This window comes from Isoptericola jiangsuensis, from assembly GCF_002563715.1.
GTDB lineage: Bacteria > Actinomycetota > Actinomycetes > Actinomycetales > Cellulomonadaceae > Isoptericola > Isoptericola jiangsuensis.
In genome coordinates this window covers 2,808,818-2,825,232 of the sequence record NZ_PDJJ01000001.1, presented here as the reverse complement: position 1 = coordinate 2,825,232, position 16,415 = coordinate 2,808,818, and the positions used below count along the sequence as shown (strand labels likewise).

Annotated in this window: 6 protein-coding genes and 3 rRNA genes; 8 read left to right on the top strand and 1 reads right to left on the bottom strand. The window is 67.7% G+C overall.

Annotated elements, in window-relative coordinates:
* The first annotated feature begins 45 nt into the window (after nucleotides 1-45).
* From ATJ88_RS12895 to ATJ88_RS12880, 4 genes are all read left to right on the top strand, one after another.
* Nucleotides 46-1,221, top strand: a complete 1,176-nt coding sequence (locus ATJ88_RS12895; protein ID WP_098464170.1) for a Gfo/Idh/MocA family protein — start codon at nucleotides 46-48, stop codon at nucleotides 1,219-1,221.
* A 269-nt stretch (nucleotides 1,222-1,490) separates the two neighbouring features.
* Nucleotides 1,491-7,310, top strand: coding sequence for a ThuA domain-containing protein (locus ATJ88_RS12890; protein WP_098464169.1), 5,820 nt, complete (start codon nucleotides 1,491-1,493; stop codon nucleotides 7,308-7,310).
* Between the two features lie 232 nt (nucleotides 7,311-7,542).
* A complete protein-coding gene (locus tag ATJ88_RS12885; protein ID WP_098464168.1) occupies nucleotides 7,543-8,127 on the top strand; it encodes an Ig-like domain-containing protein in 585 nt (194 codons plus the stop codon).
* A gap of 59 nt (nucleotides 8,128-8,186) precedes the next feature.
* Entirely contained in the window at nucleotides 8,187-9,188 is a 1,002-nt protein-coding gene (locus ATJ88_RS12880; RefSeq protein ID WP_098464167.1) for a sugar phosphate isomerase/epimerase family protein, read from the top strand.
* A gap of 6 nt (nucleotides 9,189-9,194) precedes the next feature.
* On the opposite strand, the gene ATJ88_RS12875 is transcribed toward ATJ88_RS12880, so the two are convergent.
* Complete coding sequence (locus ATJ88_RS12875; RefSeq protein WP_098464166.1) at nucleotides 9,195-9,761, bottom strand: GNAT family N-acetyltransferase; 567 nt, start codon at nucleotides 9,759-9,761, stop codon at nucleotides 9,195-9,197.
* A gap of 589 nt (nucleotides 9,762-10,350) precedes the next feature.
* Here ATJ88_RS12875 and ATJ88_RS12870 point away from each other — a divergent pair.
* The 4 genes from ATJ88_RS12870 (at nucleotide 10,351) to gatC (ending at nucleotide 16,414) form a co-directional block, all read left to right on the top strand.
* Nucleotides 10,351-11,869 (top strand): 16S ribosomal RNA (locus tag ATJ88_RS12870).
* A 512-nt stretch (nucleotides 11,870-12,381) separates the two neighbouring features.
* A 23S ribosomal RNA gene (locus tag ATJ88_RS12865) occupies nucleotides 12,382-15,497 on the top strand.
* A gap of 115 nt (nucleotides 15,498-15,612) precedes the next feature.
* Nucleotides 15,613-15,729: ribosomal RNA gene (gene rrf / locus ATJ88_RS12860) — 5S ribosomal RNA — on the top strand.
* The 16S, 23S and 5S rRNA genes sit together here, the layout of an rRNA operon.
* Nucleotides 15,730-16,117: 388 nt before the next feature.
* Nucleotides 16,118-16,414 (top strand): Asp-tRNA(Asn)/Glu-tRNA(Gln) amidotransferase subunit GatC, encoded by a 297-nt coding sequence (gene gatC / locus ATJ88_RS12855; RefSeq protein ID WP_098464165.1) that lies wholly within the window; start codon nucleotides 16,118-16,120, stop codon nucleotides 16,412-16,414.
* The last annotated feature ends 1 nt before the right edge of the window (nucleotide 16,415 follow it).

The following is a 16,415-nucleotide window of genomic DNA, read 5'->3' as shown; positions in this document are numbered from 1 at the left end:
CCGGGCGCGGTCGTGACCGTGCCCCCCGAAGGAAGGACCAGACACATGGGTGACGCACCGGCACGCCTCGGCGTCGGGATGGTCGGCTACTCGTTCATGGGGGCCGCGCACTCCCAGGCCTGGCGCACTGCCCCGCGATTCTTCGACCTGCCCCTGCAGGTCCGCATGCAGGTCGTCGCGGGACGGTCGCAGGCGGCCGTGCGGGCGGCCGCCGACAAGCTCGGCTGGGACGACGCGACGACGGACTGGCGGTCGCTGCTGACGCGGGACGACGTCGACCTGGTCGACGTGTGCACCCCGGGCAGCACGCACGCCGAGATCGCGATCGCGGCCCTGGAGGCGGGCAAGCACGTCCTGTGCGAGAAGCCGCTCGCGAACACGGTCGCGGAGGCCGAGGAGATGGCCGCGGCCGCCGCCCGGGCCGCGGAGCACGGCGTGCTCGCCATGGTGGGGTTCACCTACCGCCGGGTGCCCGCCATCCAGCTCGCCCGACGTCTCGTCGCCGACGGCCGTATCGGCGAGGTGCGCCACGTGCGCGCGCAGTACCTGCAGGACTGGCTGACGGACCCGGCCTCCCCGCTGTCCTGGCGCCTCGACAAGAACCTCGCCGGTTCCGGCGCGCTGGGCGACATCGGCGCGCACGTGGTCGACCTCGCGCAGTTCGTCACGGGGGAGTCCCTCGTGGGCGTCAGCGGCATCATGGAGACCTTCGTGCGGGAACGCCCGGTGGCGGAGTCGTCGTCGGGCCTGTCCGCGCAGGCGGGATCCGGCACCGGCCCCGTCACCGTGGACGACGCCGCGCTGTTCCTCGGCCGGCTGTCCGGCGGCGGTCTCGCGAGCTTCGAGGCGACCCGGTTCGCCACCGGACGCAAGAACGCCATCCGCCTCGAGATCAACGGGTCGAAGGGCTCCGTCGCCTTCGACTTCGAGGACATGAACGTCCTGCACTTCTACGACGACACCGAGGAGTCCGCCACGGCGGGCTTCCGCCGGATCGTCGTCACCGAGCCCGACCACCCCTACACGGGGGCGTGGTGGCCGCCCGGCCACGGGCTCGGCTACGAGCACGGGTTCACCCACCAGGTGGTGGACCTCGTGGAGGACCTGGCCGCCGGGCGTCAGCCCACGCCGTCGTTCGCCGACGGCCTGGCGGTGCAGCGGGTGCTCGACGCCGTCGAGCGCAGCTCCGAGCAGGGCAGCGGCTGGGTGGCGCTCGTCTGACGGGCGCCGCGGCCCGACGGCGACGACGCCGTCGGGTCTGCCGCGAGGAAGGAGGAGGGTGCGGGCGCCGTGGCGTGCCCGCAGGAGGGGGTGGCACGGGCCACCGACCGGGTGACGGGACGTCAGGGCCGACGGACCGGGAGCCGCGGAGCGCAGCAACAGCATCGTTCGACGACGAAGGAGCTCTTGTGAGGAACCCGCACCGGAGACCGTCACGCGCAGGGGGGCGGTCGATCGCCGCCGCCACGGCGCTCGCGGTCTCCGTCCCGATGACCCTGGCCACGGCGGCCGCCGCTCAGGCGGCCGTCCCGGCCGACGTCCCCGCCGCGCGTGTCGCGGCGGCCCCGGCCCAGTCCGACCCCTTCGACGTCCTGGTGTTCTCCAGGACCGCCGGCTTCCGCCACGGCTCGATCCCGGCGGGAGTCGCCGCGATCGAGCAGCTCGGGCAGGAGCACGGCTTCACCGTGGACGCCACGGAGGACCCCGGCGCCTTCACCGACGAGAACCTCGCGAACTACGACGTGGTGGCGTGGCTGTCCACCACGGGCGACGTGCTCGACGCCGCGCAGCAGGGGGCGTTCGAGCGCTACATCCAGGGCGGTGGCGGCTACGCCGGCATCCACGCCGCGTCCGACACCGAGTACGACTGGCCGTGGTACGGCGAGCTCGTGGGCGCGTACTTCAGCGCGCACCCGCAGAACCAGACCGCGACGGTCAAGGTCGAGGACCACGTCCACGCGTCGACCGAGCACCTGCCGGCGCGGTGGGAGCGTTTCGACGAGTGGTACAACTTCCGCTCGAACCCGCGCGACCAGGTGCACGTCCTGGCGTCGCTGGACGAGACCACGTACGACGCGGGCACCGGCGCGATGGGCGCCGAGCACCCGACGGCGTGGTGCCAGGCGTACGACGGCGGCCGGTCCTGGTACACCGGCGGCGGGCACACGAACGAGTCCTTCGCCGAGCCGGAGTTCCTCGAGCACCTGCTGGGCGGTCTGCAGACCGCGGCGGGCGTCGTCGACTCCGACTGCTCGGCCACGCAGAGCGACAGCTACGAGATGGTGCCGCTCGACGAGGACACCGCGAACCCGATGATGCTGGACGTCGCGCCGGACGGCACCGTGTTCTACGTGGAGCGTGACGGCCGCGTGCGGGTCATCGACCCGGACACGAGCACGACGAGCACCGCGATGACGCTGTCGGTCACGCAGTCCAACGAGGACGGCCTCACCGGCGTGGTCCTCGACCCGGACTTCGCGGACAACGGCTGGGTCTACCTGTACTGGTCGCCGCAGGACGTCGGCACCGACGGCCCGCACAACCGGGTCTCGCGGTTCGACTACGACGCCGCCACGGGCAGCATCGACCCGGCGTCGGAGGAGAAGGTGCTGGTCGTGCCGACGCAGCGGCAGACCTGCTGCCACGCCGGCGGTGACATGCAGTTCGACGAGGCCGGCAACCTGTACCTCGCCACGGGTGACAACACCAACCCGTTCGAGTCGGCGGGCTTCACCCCGATCGACGAGCGGGCGGGTCGGCAGAACTACGACGCGCAGCGCACCTCGGCGAACTCGAACGACCTGCGGGGCAAGGTCCTGCGGATCACGCCGCAGGACGACGGCACGTACACGGTCCCGGACGGCAACATGTTCGCGCCGGGCACGCCGGACACCCTGCCGGAGATCTACGCGATGGGCTTCCGCAACCCGTTCCGCATCGGGCTCGACCCCGAGTCGGGCAACGTGCTGGTCGCGGACTACGGTCCGGACTCCGGCTCGGCCGACCCGGCGCGCGGTCCGCGCGGCGCGGTGGAGTGGAACGTCGTGTCCGAGCCCGGCTTCTACGGCTGGCCGTACTGCACGGGCTCCAACAACGACTACGTCGACTACAACTTCGCGACCGGCCAGTCCGGGGCGTCGTTCGACTGCGCGGCGGGCGTCGTGAACGACTCGCCGAACAACACCGGCATCGACCAGCTGCCCCCCGCCATCGGCGCGGAGGTCTGGTACACCGGCGGCGGCAACGCCGACTTCCCGGAGATCGGGGGCGGCGGCGCGCCGATGGGCGGGCCCGTCTACCAGTACGACGCCGACCTCGACTCGGACGTCAAGTGGCCCGAGTACTGGGACGGCAAGGCGCTGTTCGGCGAGTGGAACCAGGGTCGGATGTACTCGTTCCAGCTCGCGGGCGACCAGCGTGACGACCTCGTCGACATCAACCGGATCCTGCCGCAGATCTTCGACCCGTCGGCCGGCTTCGACCGCCCGATGGACTTCGACTTCGGTCCGGACGGCGCGCTGTACGTCGTCGACTGGGGCGCCGGGTTCGGCGGCAACAACGACACCTCGGGCGTCTACAAGGTCAACTACGTCCAGGGCAACCCCGCCCCGATCGCCCGCGCGAGCGCGGACACCACGAGCGGAGCCGCGCCGCTGACGGTGCAGTTCTCCTCGGAGGGCACCCGGCACCCGGGCGGCGACGCGATCTCGCTGCAGTGGACGTTCGGCGACGGCTCGGAGCCCAGCACCGAGGCGAACCCGGTCCACACGTACACGGAGAACGGGCGCTACACCGCCCAGCTCACCGCGACCGACGAGGCCGGCCAGACGGGCGTCGCGAACGTGACGGTCGTCGTCGGGAACGTGGCACCCACGGTGTCGCTGACGTTCCCGGAGAACGGCGGGTTCTTCGAGTGGGGCGACCAGGTGCGGTACGAGATCGCCGTGGACGACCCGGACGGCGAGGTGTCCTGCGAGGACGTCACGCTGTTCACGTCGCTCGGTCACGACTCGCACGCGCACCCCATGGAGGAGCTCACGGGCTGCGAGGGCACGCTCCAGACGGCCCGCGACGAGGGCCACGGCATCGAGTCGAACATCTTCTGGGTGATCGAGGCGATGTACTCCGACGACGGCGGCGAGGTCGGCGTCCCGCTGACGGGCAACGACCTGCAGGTGCTGCAGCCGAAGCTCGTCCAGGCGGAGTTCTACACCTCGACGGGGCGCGTCGAGTCGCTGAGCGACGGCTCCGGCGACCCCGGCGTGCAGACCGAGACCACGGGCGACTCCGCGGGTGGCGGCCTGAACATCGGGTACATCGAGCCCGGTGACTGGTGGGCCCACTCGCCCGTGTCGCTCGCGAACGTCGACTCCATCACCCTGCGGGCGGCATCGCCGAGCGGCGGCGGTCCGATCTCGCTGCGGTGGGACGACCCCGAGGGTCCGGAGATCGGCAGCGTCACCGTCCCCGCGACGGGAGACTGGCAGGTCTACACGGACGTCACGGCCGAGCTGCACGACGTCCCGTCGGGCAGCGGCACCCTGTACCTGGTGCAGACCGCCGGCCAGTCGAACGTCAACTGGATGGTCGTCAACGGTCGAGGTGTGACCGACAACGTCCGTCCGACGATCGAGACGTTCGAGGTCACCCCGACCTCGGGCACCGCACCGCTCACGGTGACGGCGTCGGTCGAGGCGAGCGACCCCGAGGGCGAGGACGTCACGTTCGCCTGGGACGCGGGCCTCGGTGACGGCTTCGCCGACGGTGGCGACTCCTTCGAGTTCACCTACGACGAGCCGGGCACCTACCGGCTCCAGGTGCGCGCGACGGACGAGCGTGGTGCGTACACGGTGCAGTACACGACCGTGACCGTGAACGAGACCGAGACGGAGCCGGTGCTGTGCCTGACCGGTCGCTCGGACGACTTCCTCGGCACGGACCTCGACGAGGACCGCTGGACGGTGCTGAACCGCGACCAGAACCTCGCCGTGCGCGACGGGTCGCTCGTCGTCCCGACGACGACGTCCGACTTCTACGGCACCGACAACACGACGGTCCCGAACCTGGTGCTCCAGGACCTTCCCGACGGACCGTTCACGGCCACGGCCAAGCTGACGCTGCCGGCACGCCAGCAGTACCAGCAGGCCGGTCTGCTGATCTGGGAGGACCAGGACAACTACGCGAAGATGGTCGTCCAGGGCCGGTCGCAGGCCGCCGACCCGGCGACCCGCATCTTCCAGTTCATCCGTGAGGTGAACGCCGCGCCCAACGAGGTCGGGGAGTCCAACTCCGCCAACCTGGGCGCCACGTTCCCCGACACGGTGTACGTGCGGTTCGTCAGCGACGGCCAGGACCTGCGGGCGGCGTACTCGGCCGACGGCGTCGACTTCACGACGATGCCGCAGACCAAGTCCATCGCCGACCTGGAGGACCCGAAGATCGGTCTCGTGTCGCTCAAGGGCAACAACACGTCGTCCCCGGTGATCGACGCCGAGTTCGACTGGTTCCACATCACCCCCGACGACACCGCGTCGACGCCCGGGCCGGACGACGAGTTCGACGGCACCGACCTCGACCGTTGCCGCTGGGACGTCGTCCGCGAGGACCCGTCCTCCTACCGGGTGACCGGGGGCGCGCTCGAGATCGACACGACGCCCACCGACATCTACACGGGGAGCAACACCGGCACGCCGAACATCGTCGTGCAGGACCTCGAGGACGGTGACTGGACCGTCGAGACCCTGGTGGACGGGTCGGACTTCGACCAGCAGTACCAGCAGGGCGGGATCATCGTCTACGGCGGTGACGACGACTACGTGAAGCTCGACTACATCACCGACAACACGGCCGGCTCGGCCGTGGTGCGGCGGATCGAGCTGCGCAGCGAGGTCGCCTCCGTCGTCCAGGACCCGCAGCCCAACGCGAACGACCTCACGGCCGACGTGTGGCACCTGCGGCTCACCAAGGAGGGGTCGACCTTCACCGGTGCGTACAGCGCCGACGGTGAGGACTGGACGACGTTCGCCCAGTCCGTGACCCACGCCGGCCTGGAGGACGCCCCCGTGGGGCTCTACGCCCTGGGCGCCTCCCAGCAGTCGGTGGCGACCGCCCGGTTCGAGCACTTCCGGGTGCTCGGCGCGGCGGACCCGCTCACCGTGGCCGGCACCCTCGACCCGGCGGAGCCCGACGGCCCCGACGGGCAGTGGCTCGGACCGGTGACGGTCACCGTCGACACCACGGGCGGCCCCGACGGCGTCCAGGTGTACCGCGAGGTGAACGTCGACGGCGAGGGCTGGGTCGAGTACACGGCACCCGTCGTGGTCTCGGGTCCCGGAGCGCACACCGTGGCGGTCCGGGCGTCGGCCGACGGCGAGACCGTCACCGGCGACACGCTCGAGTTCACCATCGCCGCGCCGGAGGTCGTCGAGGCGACGCCGGCGGTCGAGCTGACCCAGCCGACCTGCACCCTGGGCGACGACGGCCAGCCCGTCGTCGGCACCGGCGCCGTCCGCGGCGTCGCCACCGAGGGTGTGCAGCGGTACGTCGTGTGGGCCGCCGACGACCTCGGCACCTACATCGGTGACGGCTCCGACCTGCCGCCGGGCGACTACGTCGTGCGGGCCTGGCCGGCCGAGGGCTACGAGCTGGTGCCGGCCGAGGGGTGGACCCGGATCTTCCAGGGCCGTCTCCAGACGACGGTGACGCTCGAGGACCCGGACTGCCCGACCGTCCCGGCGGTGGACGTCGTCCAGGCGACGTGCACCTGGGACGCCTCGGACGACCAGGTCGTCACCGGCGGCTCGATCGAGCCGATGACGAACCCGGGCATCCGGTCGTACGTCGTGCGGGAGTGGGTCGACGGCGCAGCCGGCGACGTCCCCGCCGACCTCGGTGACCTGGAGCCCGGCACCTACCGGGTGGCCGCCCGTCCCGCCGAGGGGTACTTCCTCGTCGAGGACGGCGACTGGAAGGTCCGCGACAACGGGCTCGCCGTGCTCTTCGTGACCATCGAGGAGCCGGAGTGCCCCGACCCGACCACGCCCGCCGTGGTCGTCGAGGCCGCCACCTGCGACGCCGGTGGCTCCCTCTCCCCGGTGGTGGTCCCCGGCGTGAAGAGCTACGTCGTGCACCGCTGGGTGGACGGCAAGGCGCAGGCCAAGCCTGCCGACCTCGCCGACCTCGCACCGGGGGAGTACCGGGTCATCGCGTCCCCGGCCCCCCGCACCACCCTCACGCCGACCGGTGACTGGACGCTGAGCCCCTCGGGCAAGGCGACCGTCGTCGTGACCGTCGAGGAGGTGTGCGACTGACACCCCGGGCGGGCGCCGCCTCGTGACGGCGCCCGCCCCGCAGACCGCCGTCGGCGGCCACCGCGCACACCCACCCCGCCGGCGGGACCGGCCCTGGGTCGCCGCGGGGGCACGGAGGTCGACGACGGTGCGGCCGGTCCGCCGGCCGCCCCCGGCGTGGGACGGATGCGCTCCGCTCCTGCGCCGGGGGACCCCCGGGCCTTCCGGCCCGCACAGACCTGAGAGGAGCAGCATGATGAGCTGGACCGTACGAGCCGCGGCGACGCTGGTCGCCGGCCTGGCGCTCGCGGGCCTGACCGTCGGCCCGGCCGACGCGCACGGCGGCGACCTCGACGTCGAGATCGGCACGGACGGGGCCGGTGGCATCTCGGCCGCGGTCGTCTGGAAGGCCGACGGCCACCCGGTGGAGGAGTCGGCCGTGGTGGTCGTCCGGGCGACGTCCGACGACGGCGCGACGGTCGGCCCGGTGACCCTCACCTCCGCCTCGGAGGGTGTCGGCTGGTACCGGTCCGAGCCCGACCTCCTCGCCGAGGGCCACTGGACGGTGACCGCCCGGGTCACGGAGCCCGAGAAGGCGAAGGTCGTGACCGAGATCGACGTGGCCGCGCCGCCGGCACCTCCCGAGCCCGCCGACGACCCGACGACGAGCCCCGCCACCGAGGACGCCGCCGCCGCCGACGGCTCCGCGGCCGACGCCGCCGCCGCGACGCAGGTGGACGCGGCCGCAGGGCCCGGTGCCTGGCCCTGGGTGGTGGCGGCCCTCGTCGCCGTCGCCGCCGTGACCGGCGTGCTCCTGGCCCGCCGACGACGCAGCTGACCGAGACCCGAGGAACCCGGGCCGGCGCGGCCGGTCCGGAACGCACGAGAGGAACGACGATGACCCGACCGATCACCCTGTTCACCGGCCAGTGGGCCGACCTGCCGCTCGAGGAGGTCGCCCGCCTCGCGTCCGAGTGGGGGTACGACGGGCTGGAGCTCGCCTGCTGGGGCGACCACCTGGACCCGTGGCGCTGGGACGACGACGACTACGTCGCCTCCCGTCTCGACCTGCTGGAGCGGCACGGGCTCAAGGTCTGGGCGATCTCCAACCACCTCAAGGGCCAGGCCGTCTGCGACGACCCGATCGACGCGCGCCACCGCGACATCCTGCCGGACGTCGTGTGGGGCGACGGCGATCCCGAGGGCGTGCGCCAGCGTGCCGCGGAGGAGATGAAGAACACCGCGCGGCTCGCCGCGAAGCTCGGGGTGGACACCGTCATCGGCTTCACCGGGTCGTCCATCTGGAAGTACGTCGCCATGTTCCCGCCGGCGACCGAGGCGATGGTCGATGCCGGCTACCAGGACTTCGCCGACCGCTGGAACCCGATCCTCGACGTCTTCGACGAGGTCGGGGTCCGGTTCGCGCACGAGGTCCACCCCAGCGAGATCGCCTACGACTACTGGACGACGGTCCGCACCCTGGAGGCCATCGGCCACCGCGAGGCGTTCGGCCTCAACTGGGACCCGTCGCACATGGTCTGGCAGGACCTCGACCCGGTGAGCTTCCTGTGGGACTTCCGCGACCGGATCTACCACGTCGACTGCAAGGACACGAAGAAGCGCATGACCAACGGCCGCAACGGCCGGTTGTCGTCGCACCTGCCCTGGGCCGACCCGCGTCGCGGCTGGGACTTCATCTCCACGGGCCACGGCGACGTCCCCTGGGAGGACTCGTTCCGGATGCTCAACACCATCGGTTACACCGGCCCCATCTCGGTCGAGTGGGAGGACGCCGGCATGGACCGCCTCGTCGGCGCGCCGGAGGCGCTGGAGTTCGTGCGCCGCCTCGCGTTCGACGCCCCGGACGCCTCGTTCGACGCGGCGTTCTCGACCCGCTGAGGTCCTTCAGGCGGTGTGCAGCATGACCACGTCGTCGTGCTGCACACCGCCGACGTCGTAGGTGCGCGTGCCGACGGCCGTGAAGCCGTGCCGCCGGTAGAACGCCTGGGCGCGGGCGTTGAGCCCGTTCGTCCCGAGCCAGAGGGCACCCTGGGGGAGGAGTCGTGCGGCCGCGTCGATCGCGGCGGACATGAGTGCTCCGGCGGTGCCGTCCCCCTGGCGGGCGGGGTGCACGTAGATCTTGGACAGCTCGACGGACGGTCCTGCACCGGCGGACGCCGCGACGGCGTCGCGCTCCTCCTCGCCCTCGGGGACGCCGCGGACGAGCAGCGCGTACCCCGCGACGTCCCGCGGCTCCCGGACGGGGCGCGCGACCAGCAGCACGTGGTGGTCGCTGACCGCCCACCGGGCGAAGTGCGCGGGCGTGAGGCGCGCGGCGACGTGGTCGGCCATGGTCGTCGTCGCGGTGCCGGGCGGGCAGGCGAGCGGGAACGTGAGCGCGGCGAGCCACGCGATCTCGGCTGCTTCGTCCGGGCGGGCGGGGCGGACGACGACGTCAGGGGCGGTGGGCATGCGGCCGACCCTAGCCGTGGGGACCGACCGGGTACGGCCCGGGACGAGCTGACGCGCGGGCGGGTGCCGGCTCCACGGGACCGAGGCCCGGCCCTCGATGCGGGGTGTGCTCCCTGCGCTCCGGAGGCCGTCGCCGGTGTGCCCGGGGTCACGCCCCGGGGAAGTTGGAGCGGGGTCGCCCGCCGTGTAATGTTCTCGGAGTCAGCCCGACGGGGACGGACGCCGCGAGGCGGCCGCCGGGGCTGAAACTCTCACCGATGGTTCGGGACGCTTCGTGCGCTCCTCGAACGGCCGGGGAGGGGCCGGACCGGCATGCCAATCCTGGAGACGAGCGCCTGGCGCGAGTGGACAGGGAAGGCCGAGCCGGGTAAGGTTGAAGGGTTGCCCCGGGCGGGGTTCGGACGAGGGTTCGGGCTTCGGATGGTGTGCGTCGGTTGTTTGAGAACTCAACAGTGTGCTTGATAGTCAATGCCAAATTTATTGAACCTTCATTGGTTCCTTTGGATCGGACATCTAGATTTTTGCTAGCTGTCTGGCCAGTATCGATTGGCATCGCACGCTCCTTGGGGTGTGTGGTGTTTTTCTCTCTTTCACGGAGAGTTTGATCCTGGCTCAGGACGAACGCTGGCGGCGTGCTTAACACATGCAAGTCGAACGGTGAAGCCCAGCTTGCTGGGTGGATCAGTGGCGAACGGGTGAGTAACACGTGAGCAACCTGCCCTCCACTTCGGGATAAGCCTTGGAAACGGGGTCTAATACCGGATATGAGCGCCTGCTGCATGGCGGGTGTTGGAAAGTTTTTCGGTGGGGGATGGGCTCGCGGCCTATCAGCTTGTTGGTGGGGTAATGGCCTACCAAGGCGTCGACGGGTAGCCGGCCTGAGAGGGCGACCGGCCACACTGGGACTGAGACACGGCCCAGACTCCTACGGGAGGCAGCAGTGGGGAATATTGCACAATGGGCGAAAGCCTGATGCAGCGACGCCGCGTGAGGGATGACGGCCTTCGGGTTGTAAACCTCTTTCAGCAGGGAAGAAGCGCAAGTGACGGTACCTGCAGAAGAAGCGCCGGCTAACTACGTGCCAGCAGCCGCGGTAATACGTAGGGCGCAAGCGTTGTCCGGAATTATTGGGCGTAAAGAGCTCGTAGGCGGTTTGTCGCGTCTGGTGTGAAAACCTCAGGCTCAACCTGGGGCGTGCATCGGGTACGGGCAGACTAGAGTGCGGTAGGGGAGACTGGAATTCCTGGTGTAGCGGTGGAATGCGCAGATATCAGGAGGAACACCGATGGCGAAGGCAGGTCTCTGGGCCGCAACTGACGCTGAGGAGCGAAAGCATGGGGAGCGAACAGGATTAGATACCCTGGTAGTCCATGCCGTAAACGTTGGGCACTAGGTGTGGGGCTCATTCCACGAGTTCCGTGCCGCAGCTAACGCATTAAGTGCCCCGCCTGGGGAGTACGGCCGCAAGGCTAAAACTCAAAGGAATTGACGGGGGCCCGCACAAGCGGCGGAGCATGCGGATTAATTCGATGCAACGCGAAGAACCTTACCAAGGCTTGACATGCACCGGAAACACTCAGAGATGGGTGCCCCGTAAGGTCGGTGCACAGGTGGTGCATGGTTGTCGTCAGCTCGTGTCGTGAGATGTTGGGTTAAGTCCCGCAACGAGCGCAACCCTCGTCCTATGTTGCCAGCGGGTTATGCCGGGGACTCATAGGAGACTGCCGGGGTCAACTCGGAGGAAGGCGGGGATGACGTCAAATCATCATGCCCCTTATGTCTTGGGCTTCACGCATGCTACAATGGCCGGTACAGAGGGCTGCGATACCGCAAGGTGGAGCGAATCCCAAAAAGCCGGTCTCAGTTCGGATTGGGGTCTGCAACTCGACCCCATGAAGTCGGAGTCGCTAGTAATCGCAGATCAGCAACGCTGCGGTGAATACGTTCCCGGGCCTTGTACACACCGCCCGTCAAGTCACGAAAGTTGGTAACACCCGAAGCCCATGGCCCAACCCTTGTGGGGGGAGTGGTCGAAGGTGGGACCGGCGATTGGGACTAAGTCGTAACAAGGTAGCCGTACCGGAAGGTGCGGCTGGATCACCTCCTTTCTAAGGAGCACGTGGCCCTGGTGGCTCGTGGCCGGCAAGGCTCGCCCGTTCGGGTGGGTGTCGGTGGCGGGTCGCGTAGCTGGGGTCCATGCAGGCCGCTTGAGACGCCGACAGTGCGTCTGGTGGCTGCTCTGGGTGGAACATTGACTACGGTCGCCTGCGGGTGGCTGGTGCTAGTACGCCTCGTTCGCGGGGCTGGAACGCGCTGGTCGGTCGTCGGGGGTCGGTGAGCACACTGTTGGGTCCTGAGGCAACCGGCCATGGGTCGGGGGTTTCATGACGCGGGTCGTCGGTGGGTGTCATACCGCCTGGCTGCCTGGTGGGGGTGCGCACGCTCTAGGGTGTGGGTCCGCTGCCGGGGGGTGGGGTTGGTGGCATCGGTGCCGGCGGGTTCGTCCGTTGCTTGAGAACTGCACAGTGGACGCGAGCATCCCAGATGTTCAAGCTCATCATCTTCCCCTTGCGGGGTGGTGATGTGTTTTCTTGGATTTCTGTAGCATATTTGTAGTGTGTGTCGAAGTTTTTAAGGGCACACGGTGGATGCCTTGGCACTAGGAGCCGAAGAAGGACGTGGTAGCCTGCGATAAGCCTCGGGGAGTTGGCAAACGAACTGTGATCCGAGGGTGTCCGAATGGGGGAACCCGGCCGCAGTCATGTGCGGTCACCCTCGCCTGAATATATAGGGCGAGTGGAGGGAACGCCGGGAAGTGAAACATCTCAGTACCGGCAGGAAGAGATATTCCGTGAGTAGTGGCGAGCGAAAGCGGATGAGGCCAAACCGTGCGCGTGTCAAGCTGTCAGGCGTTGCGCGTACGGGGTTGTGGGACCTTCTGGAAGAATCTGACAGTTCTTCAGCCAGTAAGAAAGCCGTGTCATAGTCGAACCGCATTGAAAGGCGGACCGTAGAGGGTGTGAGTCCCGTAGACGAAATGGTGCGGCCTGGTGGAGGGGATCCCAAGTAGCACGGGGCCCGAGAAATCTCGTGTGAATCTGGCAAGACCACTTGCTAAGCCTAAATACTACCTAGTGACCGATAGCGGACCAGTACCGTGAGGGAAAGGTGAAAAGTACCCCGGGAGGGGAGTGAAATAGTACCTGAAACCGTGTGCCTACAATCCGTCGGAGCCTCCTTAGCAGGGGTGACGGCGTGCCTTTTGAAGAATGAGCCTGCGAGTTAGTGCTCGGTGGCGAGGTTAACCCGTGTGGGGAAGCCGTAGCGAAAGCGAGTCCGAAGAGGGCGATTCAGTCGCCGGGTCTAGACCCGAAGCGAAGTGATCTAGCCATGGGCAGGTTGAAGCGCCGGTAAGACGGCGTGGAGGACCGAACCCACTTAGGTTGAAAACTGAGGGGATGACCTGTGGTTAGGGGTGAAAGGCCAATCAAACTTCGTGATAGCTGGTTCTCCCCGAAATGCATTTAGGTGCAGCGTCACGCGTTCCTTACCGGAGGTAGAGCTACTGGATGGCCGATGGGCCCCACCAGGTTACTGACGTCAGCCAAACTCCGAATGCCGGTAAGCCAGAGCGTGGCAGTGAGACTGCGGGGGATAAGCTTCGTAGTCGAGAGGGAAACAGCCCAGACCACCGGCTAAGGCCCCTAAGCGTGTGCTCAGTGGGAAAGGATGTGGAGTTGCACAGACAACCAGGAGGTTGGCTTAGAAGCAGCCACCCTTGAAAGAGTGCGTAATAGCTCACTGGTCAAGTGATTCCGCGCCGACAATGTAGCGGGGCTCAAGTACACCGCCGAAGCCGTGGCACTCACACTTTGCCCAGCACCGACTTGATCGGTGTTCAGGCGTGTGGGTGGGTAGGGGAGCGTCGTGTGGGCAGTGAAGCCGCGGAGTGATCCAGCGGTGGAGGCCACACGAGTGAGAATGCAGGCATGAGTAGCGAATGACGGGTGAGAAACCCGTCCGCCGAATGACCAAGGGTTCCAGGGCCAGGTTAATCCGCCCTGGGTAAGTCGGGACCTAAGGCGAGGCCGACAGGCGTAGTCGATGGACAAGGAGTTGATATTCTCCTACCGGCGAAGAACCGCCCATACCGAATCCGGTGATGCTAACCGCCCCAAGGGCAGCACCGTGGTCTTCGGACCACACCGCTGCCGGCGGCGTGGGACCCGAACCGGTAGTAGGTAAGCGTATTAACAGGGGTGACGCAGGAAGGTAGCCCGGCGTGGCGATGGTAGACCACGTCCAAGGCCGTAGCCCGCTTCGTAGGCAAATCCGCGAAGCACCAGGGTGAGAGCTGACAGTGACCGCGTATGCGGGAAACGGGTGATCCTATGCTGCCAAGAAAAGCCTCGACGCGAGGTTCTAGCCGCCCGTACCCCAAACCGACTCAGGTGGTCAGGTAGAGAATACTAAGGCGATCGAGATAATCGTGGTTAAGGAACTCGGCAAAATGCCCCCGTAACTTCGGGAGAAGGGGGGCCTGATCCGTCAACACCCTAGCGGTGGGACGCGGTGAGGGCCGCAGAGACCAGGGAGAAGCGACTGTTTACTAAAAACACAGGTCCGTGCTAAGTCGCAAGACGATGTATACGGACTGACGCCTGCCCGGTGCTGGAAGGTTAAGAGGACGGGTCAGCTTCGGCGAAGCCCAGAATTTAAGCCCCAGTAAACGGCGGTGGTAACTATAACCATCCTAAGGTAGCGAAATTCCTTGTCGGGTAAGTTCCGACCTGCACGAATGGCGTAACGACTTCTCCGCTGTCTCAACCGCGAACTCGGCGAAATTGCACTACGAGTAAAGATGCTCGTTACGCGCAGCAGGACGGAAAGACCCCGGGACCTTTACTATAGCTTGGTATTGGTGTTCGGTGCGGTTTGTGTAGGATAGGTGGGAGACTATGAAACCCGCGCGCCAGCGCGAGTGGAGTCGCCGTTGAAATACCACTCTGACCGCATCGACCATCTAACCTCGGTCCGTGATCCGGACCAGGGACAGTGCCTGGTGGGTAGTTTAACTGGGGCGGTTGCCTCCCAAAATGTAACGGAGGCGCTCAAAGGTTCCCTCAGCCTGGTTGGCAATCAGGTGTCGAGTGCAAGTGCACAAGGGAGCTTGACTGTGAGACCGACAGGTCGAGCAGGGACGAAAGTCGGAACTAGTGATCCGGCGGTGGCTTGTGGAAGCGCCGTCGCTCAACGGATAAAAGGTACCCCGGGGATAACAGGCTGATCTTCCCCAAGAGTCCATATCGACGGGATGGTTTGGCACCTCGATGTCGGCTCGTCGCATCCTGGGGCTGGAGTAGGTCCCAAGGGTTGGGCTGTTCGCCCATTAAAGCGGCACGCGAGCTGGGTTTAGAACGTCGTGAGACAGTTCGGTCCCTATCCGCTGCGCGCGCAGGAAACTTGAGAAGGGCTGTCCCTAGTACGAGAGGACCGGGACGGACGAACCTCTGGTATGCCAGTTGTTCCGCCAGGAGCACCGCTGGTTCGCTACGTTCGGAAGGGATAACCGCTGAAAGCATCTAAGCGGGAAGCCTGCTTCAAGATGAGGTTTCCAACAGAACTTGTTTCTGTGAAGGCACCCAGCTAGACCACTGGGTAGATAGGCCGGAAGTGGAAGACAGGACCAAAGACTGTCGCAGCTGACCGGTACTAATCAGCCGACAACTTCACACACATTCACTTGCATGCACGCGTCCACTGTGCGGTTCCCGAGAAACGGGCACCACCCCCCACACCCCACGACCACGGGTGACAACACAGGGGGGAAACCCTGACAACTCGATAACGTTACGGCGGTCATAGCGTAGGGGAAACGCCCGGTCCCATCCCGAACCCGGAAGCTCAGCCCTACAGCGCCGATGGTACTGCCCTGGAGACGGGGTGGGAGAGTAGGACGCCGCCGGACACCCTTCACAGCAGGCCCCCCAACCACCGGTTGGGGGGCCTGACTGCTTTTCACCCGAAACACCCCTCCAACGGGGCTGCAGCCCTCTCCGCCGGCCTGGTGGCGTCGCCCCACGCCCCCCGCACGGACCCCCACGACGGTGGATCCTGCGTTCGCGCCGAACTCGACGGCCCGGAGTGCGCTGACTCGCGGTCGGCTGCGCTGACTCGCGGTCGGCTGCGCTGACTCGCGGTCGGCTGCGCTGACTCGCGTGGACGAGTCCTGAGCGGCGAGTGTCCACGCTGACGGGCCGCGGAGAGCTCCGAGTCCGGTCAGTGGTGGGTGTCCTCACAGGGGCGTCGCGCCGGCGGCGGCCGGTGGGGTCGCGGTGCCCACTAGACTTGGGCCCATGTCCACCATCTCCCGTGACGAGGTCGCGCGTGTCGCGGCGCTGGCTCGGATCGACCTGCGCCCTGACGAGCTGGACCGGCTCGCCGGCGAGCTCGACGTGATCGTCGAGTCGATCGCCCAGGTGAGTGCGGTCGCCACGCCCGACGTGCCTGCCACGAGCCACCCGCTGCCGATGTCCAACGTGTTCCGTGCCGACGAGCCGGTGCCCGCCCTGCCGGTCGAGGACGCCCTCGCCGCCGCGCCGGACGCGCAGGACGGCCGCTTCGCGGTGCCGCAGATCCTCGGGGAGGAGTGAG

Coding starts and splice junctions, on each gene's coding strand:
- ATJ88_RS12895 (WP_098464170.1), top strand. CDS start 46: ATGGGTGACGCACCGGCACGCCTCGGCGTCGGGATGGTCGGCTACTCG.
- ATJ88_RS12890 (WP_098464169.1), top strand. CDS start 1,491: ATGACCCTGGCCACGGCGGCCGCCGCTCAGGCGGCCGTCCCGGCCGAC.
- ATJ88_RS12885 (WP_098464168.1), top strand. CDS start 7,543: ATGATGAGCTGGACCGTACGAGCCGCGGCGACGCTGGTCGCCGGCCTG.
- ATJ88_RS12880 (WP_098464167.1), top strand. CDS start 8,187: ATGACCCGACCGATCACCCTGTTCACCGGCCAGTGGGCCGACCTGCCG.
- ATJ88_RS12875 (WP_098464166.1), bottom strand. CDS start 9,761: ATGCCCACCGCCCCTGACGTCGTCGTCCGCCCCGCCCGCCCGGACGAA.
- gatC (WP_098464165.1), top strand. CDS start 16,118: ATGTCCACCATCTCCCGTGACGAGGTCGCGCGTGTCGCGGCGCTGGCT.